The following is a 5656-nucleotide window of genomic DNA, read 5'->3' as shown; positions in this document are numbered from 1 at the left end:
TATTTTTATATAACTTAAAACAGTTTATGTTAAATTATTTTAGATTTATGATTATCAAAGTTCTAACGTTCCTTGTATCTTTATATTAATAAATATTTTAATATTTTAAACTATTAAATAATTTTTTTGTATTGTATATAGTTTGTTAGAAAGTTTTTAACTATTTTCCAAATTATCTTAACTATATTTTAATCTTAAAAAAATAAAATGGGTTAAAATCATTAATTCTGGAGGCTACAATATGGACAATAGTTTGATTGATAACGAATTTCAAAAATTACAATCAGAGGCCAATGGTATTGGCGGGAAAATTCAAAATTTAGCTGATAAGCTTAAGACTTTGCAAGGTTCAGGCAATCAGGATGCAAGGGAAATGCTCTTAGATTTGAAGGATTTAGCGCTCAGCATTCAAAGCGAACAAAATCAGATGTTTGCATTTTTACAAACCCTGCATCAAAACGTCCCGCAAAATCAATATCAAAACTACAATCAACAGCCGCAACAGCAGCAGGGCAGAGGTTTTTTCGGCTCTCTTTTAGGAAGTGGATTTTTACAGGCTATTGAAATGGGAGCTGGCTTTGGCATTGGGGATGATCTAATCAACAGCATATTCTAAATAAAGCGATATAAGTTGAATTTTTCGGCTCTCAGTTAACAAATCTATTTACGCTTAACGAAATACAAAGTAAATTAGTTGAGAGGTAATTATGGATTTATTTAATGTTCATGCTCAGTCAAGCGTTTTAATGACATTAGTTTTGGCTTATTTGTTAGGCGTCGTTCATGGTATTACGCCAGACGAGCATACCTGGCCTATTACCTTTAGCTATTCAATTGGTAGTTATTCGGCTAAGAAGGGCTTTTTTATAGGGTTAGCCTTTTCTTTAGCGTTTAGCCTCCAAAGAGCTATAGCAAGCGAGCTTGCATATTTTTCTTTAATAAGTTTTATGTCGAAACCTTATGTTGATTATATAGTTTATGCCGTTATAGGAGTCGCAATGGTTCTTGGTGGTCTTTATATCTTCAATTTTAACGATGTCTTTCATATACATCTTGGCAAGATTGACAATATACATCACAAAGAAGCATTGTCTGGCAAATTTATCGACTTACGACATAAGAAAACTACCTATAAAATGGCTATAATTCATGGATTTATCGCGGGTTGGGGTTTTGGGGCTTTTGCGCTAATTCTTTACACGATTCTTGCTCCATCAATGCCAAATGCTTATGTTGCATGGTTGCCTGGGTTTGTTTTCGGCCTTGGCACTACTACTGTTCAGATTTTAGCTGGTGCACTCTTTGGGATTTTAGGGAAAAGATTAAACTTACCTGAAAGTGTAAGTCAACACATAGCAAGACTTACTGCGGCAAGGACGCTTATCTTGGGCGGAGTATTATTTTCTTTATCTGGCATTATAGGTTTAATTGATCCAAAACTCTTGTCATTTAACATTGTAACGCCTATTAAGGTTCACAATTTGCATAACTTAAATATAGGCTTTTTCTTGGTTATTGCCGTAGTTTTGGGTATTGGGATAACAACGTTTTTAGTAGAAACTATAAAATATAGAAAAATTTACAAAACAATTTAGTAATTACTGGATCCATTACAAAATAAAGTTTTTTTCACTATAATATTTCTATATATTATTATTAGAGGTAAATAATTTGAAAAAGACAGAAGAAGAATTTTGCAACGATCAATTTCTTCAAAATGCTCTAAATAGAGCTGAGAAAAGTTATTTTGAAAAAAGAAGAAAATTAGAAAAAGTTTTCGATTTTGAAAAGTTTAAAGATGAAATAAGAGATATTAAAGAAAAAAATATTAAAAATTTAGAAGAAAACATCGTTTTTCTTTTAAACAATCTTAGATCAAGAGGTTTTGAAGTTTTTTTTGCGAAAGACTCTGACGAAGCCCTTACATTTTTTTATAAGATACTTACAAAAAATGGCATCAAAAGGGTTGTAAAATCAAAGTCACTCACTACTGAAGAAATAAATTTGAACTCATTTCTTGAGAAGAACAATATTACGCCTGTAGAGACAGATCTTGGTGAATGGCTGGTTCAGTTAAATAATGAAAAAGCTACTCATATGACAGCTCCTGCAATTCATATGTCAAAAGAGAAAATCCTAAACTTTTTAAATGAGAAGTTCAATGCAAATCTTAAGCTGGACATAAAAGAGATGGTTGATTTTTGTAAAAATGAAATAAATAAAGAGTTTGATAACACAAACTGCGGCATTTTTGGGGCTAATGCAGTTACAAAGGATGGAACGTTCTTCATAGTGAGCAATGAGGGCAATATTCAGCACGTTTTAAATCATGATATAAATATATGCATTGTGGGCATAGATAAAATAGTAGAAAATGCAGATGAAGCCTTTAAAATTGTTTCATTTTTGCCAAAAAATGCTACTGGTCAGGTTGTTACATCCTGGATAGACGTTTTTACAAAGCCTCCAGGGGATGAATTTTTCGTAATACTTCTTGATAACAACCGTTCGAAAATTGCCAGAGAAGAGAAGTTTGACAAGATCTTAAACTGCATAAAATGTGGAGCATGTCAGATGGCATGTCCAGTATATACTACTGTGGGCGGTCAGCTGTTTAGAGGCGAGACCTACGCTGGTCCAATTGGCGTATTGCTTTCATATATGGAAGATTATAAATTGATGGATGAATTATCTTTTTTGTGTTCAGGCTGTATGGCGTGTGATAAAGTCTGTTCATCCAGGATTCCAATTCAATCACTAATATTAGAAATAAATTCAAAGTATGAAAGAAATAATATCATTAAAAAATTTGCGATTAAAAGTATGAAAAATTACAGATTATTAAGGACTCTTATATCCCTTGCTAGTCCGTACTTTAAAGATGGTATCAAGATGAGAAGATTTAAATTTTTAAGAGATGAGTTTGGGCTAAGTTTTAGAACTCTTCCAGCTATTAATAAAGAGTCATTTGACACAGTAAAAACTAAAGCTTCAAAAATTGGATTGTTTGCTGGTTGCTCTACCAATATATTTTATGATGATGTGGGTAAAGACTTAGTTCGTCTATCTAACTTTTTAAATATAGACATAGAAATTATAAATCAAAGCTCTTGTTGTGGGGCAGCAGCCTTTTACAACGGTTTAAAATCTGATGCAATCAATCAGGCACAAAAGACATTTAAAGATATTGAGAAATTTGACAAGATTTTATTTCTTGACCCTCACTGTGCTCATATGGTTCAAAGAGATTATGCTGAATTTTTCGGCATAGATTTTTCCGATAGGGTAGTGGATGCTGGATTTTATTTTGTCGAATTTTTGAAAAACAGAAAATATAAATTTACTCCTTTGAATAAGGTCTTAACCTATCATCATCCTTGCCACCTTTCAAGAGGTATGAATCAAGCTATGCAAATCGAGTACTTTATAAAGGAAAAAGAAAAGAGATTTTCTGAATTAAATGAGAAGGACAGATGCTGTGGCTTTGCAGGAACATACTCTATCATGCACAAACATATTTCTAACAAGCTCGTTCAGAGAAAGATAGATAATATTATTAAATCAAATTCAGAAGTTGTGATTACCTCTTGTCCAGGATGCATAATGCAAATATCTGGAGCACTGGACGTTATGAGCACTAAAAATATTAGCGTAATACACTTTGTATCATATCTTAAAAATATTTTGGGAGCCTAAATTGATAGAAAAATTTATAGAAATAGCAAATCTTAGTGGTGTAGAAGTAAAAGTTGTTAAGAATATCGACTTTTTAAATGAGTTTGGTCTAAATACTTCTTTAGATTATGATTCTAATAAAGACGTTGGATTTATAAAAGCTCTATCAGGTGCGACCGGAAGCGCAAGCGCAGTCATCAATATTCCAAAACGCGAAAAGCTAAAATCCATATTAACCTCAAAAACTCTTTATATTTCAGTTGAAAACTCTGCTTTGAGATCTACATTAAGCGAAGCCTATTTTTTAGCAAAACAAAAATGCCAGGATGAATATATGCTATTTATCTCTGGAGAGAGCAAAACTGCAGATATAGAGAAGACATTGGTCAGTGGTGTTCAGGGACCTGAAAAAATTGTATTTTTAATAATCGACAAGGGTTGAAGATATTTAAGTGATCAACAATTTAAATTTTTCAAAGTCTCAAATAGTAGTTCTACTGATACTTTGGTCAGCATTTCTATTTTCTTTTGTGGACAGGCTTGCATGGGCGCCAGTCATCCCTCTTGCAGCTAAAGCTCTCTCGCTAAATGCGAAAGAAGCGGGGAGTTATATGAGCGCCTTTTATTTTGGCTACATATTGACTCAACTTCCGGGCGGATATCTGGCTGATAGATTCGGTTATAGAAAGATTTTACTTTATTCGTTTTTTATAATGGGTTTTTTTACTATATTGATGGGCACAGTTGGAAATTTTTGGCAAGGTTTTTTTTACAGAATATTTGCGGGAATGGGCTCGGGTGCTATATTTTCTGCCTGTGTAAAGGGTGTATTTGATTGGTTTTCTGAAAAAAACAGGTATACTGCTATGGGATTTTTTATGACTGCATCCTCTGTTGGAGTTTTCCTGGTAAACATTTTTGTGCCCACAGTAGCAAAATTTCATGGCTGGAACGCTTCATTTTATGTTGCAGGAATGCTGCCAATTATTACGCTCTTATTTGCATATTTTTTTCTTCGTGAAAATAGCTCTTCAAATGAGACAAAATCAATTTTGAGCTTTGCTTATGACATAAAGATCTTGCTTAAAAATAAAGAATTTATGCTAACGGGTTTAGCTGGCTTTTTTGCAATGTGGGCTACATGGGGGACAGCTACTTGGGCTAACTCATATTTAAATAAAGGTTTGGGGCTTACTCTGATTCAGGCTGGTTTTTTTATGTCGGCCTTTGGAATAACTGCGCTAATATGTAAACCTATTGCTGGAATACTAACCGATATTACTGGCTGGAAGAAAAAGAATATTATATTTTTTATGTTAATTTTATTTTTTATTTTTTTGGTCATTTTTGGAATAAATAGAAGCATCTTTGCCCTGTATTTTCTTGCGCCTATATTGGGGATTCTTGCGTTTGTATACAGTCCTGTGATGAATACTTTTGTAGGAGAGCTAGTAGACAAAAGAAATATTGGCATTGCAATGGGTTTGATAAACGCAATATGGCAGCTTGGATCTCTAATATCTCCACTGGCTGTTGGATTCGTGCTTGATATAACACACAGTTATTTTTATGCATTTTTAACTCTGGGAATTGGTCCACTGTTAGGATCTATTATTATGTTGTCAGCATCTGATAGGTAGAAAGCTTTTGCTTTTATTATTTATCAGTATTTAATCTGCTCATAAACTTTTAGTTTTGCACCTTTCTCTAAAAAATATATGCTATTTAACTGTGATCGTATTTAGGCACATGGCTATTAATTTAAAACATATCCCTTATTTCATCTATACTTTGAACCTTGATAGTAGCTTTAAGTATGCTTCTTAACTTCTCTCTATCCTTTGTTTTTTTCACCAATATTTTTATATCTCTTGGAACTTTATCAAATTTGGCTTCAATGGCATCTAAAAGTAAATCCTGGGCGTCAATAATCATGCCCTCTATCTTACCTTTTTCCATACCTTTTTCCATACCCTTTTTC

5 protein-coding genes and 1 pseudogene are annotated in these 5656 nt (G+C 33.0%); 5 read left to right on the top strand and 1 reads right to left on the bottom strand.

Features of this window, described 5'->3' with window-relative positions; translation table 11 throughout:
* The first annotated feature begins 241 nt into the window (after positions 1-241).
* The 5 genes from V4762_RS09755 to V4762_RS09735 all read left to right on the top strand — a co-directional run bounded on the left by V4762_RS09755 (position 242) and on the right by V4762_RS09735 (position 5315).
* Entirely contained in the window at positions 242-616 is a 375-nt protein-coding gene (locus V4762_RS09755; protein WP_347315588.1) for a hypothetical protein, read from the top strand.
* Between the two features lie 91 nt (positions 617-707).
* Positions 708-1595 (top strand): urease accessory protein UreH domain-containing protein, encoded by an 888-nt coding sequence (locus V4762_RS09750; RefSeq protein WP_347315587.1) that lies wholly within the window; start codon positions 708-710, stop codon positions 1593-1595.
* A gap of 76 nt (positions 1596-1671) precedes the next feature.
* Positions 1672-3696, top strand: coding sequence for an LUD domain-containing protein (locus V4762_RS09745; RefSeq protein WP_347315586.1), 2025 nt, complete (start codon positions 1672-1674; stop codon positions 3694-3696).
* 1 nt (position 3697) lies between these two features.
* Entirely contained in the window at positions 3698-4117 is a 420-nt protein-coding gene (locus V4762_RS09740; RefSeq protein WP_347315585.1) for an LUD domain-containing protein, read from the top strand.
* Positions 4118-4127: 10 nt separating this feature from the next.
* Positions 4128-5315: an MFS transporter gene (locus tag V4762_RS09735; RefSeq protein WP_347315584.1), complete on the top strand. Its 1188-nt coding sequence runs from the start codon at positions 4128-4130 to the stop codon at positions 5313-5315.
* 121 nt (positions 5316-5436) lie between these two features.
* Here V4762_RS09735 and V4762_RS09730 read toward each other — a convergent pair.
* A pseudogene (locus V4762_RS09730) lies at positions 5437-5656 on the bottom strand (Rpn family recombination-promoting nuclease/putative transposase); the annotation flags it as partial.

The organism is Thermodesulfobium sp. 4217-1 (assembly GCF_039822205.1).
Taxonomy (GTDB): domain Bacteria; phylum Thermodesulfobiota; class Thermodesulfobiia; order Thermodesulfobiales; family Thermodesulfobiaceae; genus Thermodesulfobium.
Note: the sequence above shows the minus strand (reverse complement) of the source record. Positions and strands in the feature narration are given on the sequence as shown.

Excerpts from the sequence above, each read along its gene's own strand:
- V4762_RS09755 (WP_347315588.1), top strand. The coding sequence starts at position 242 with ATGGACAATAGTTTGATTGATAACGAATTTCAAAAATTACAATCAGAG.
- V4762_RS09750 (WP_347315587.1), top strand. The coding sequence starts at position 708 with ATGGATTTATTTAATGTTCATGCTCAGTCAAGCGTTTTAATGACATTA.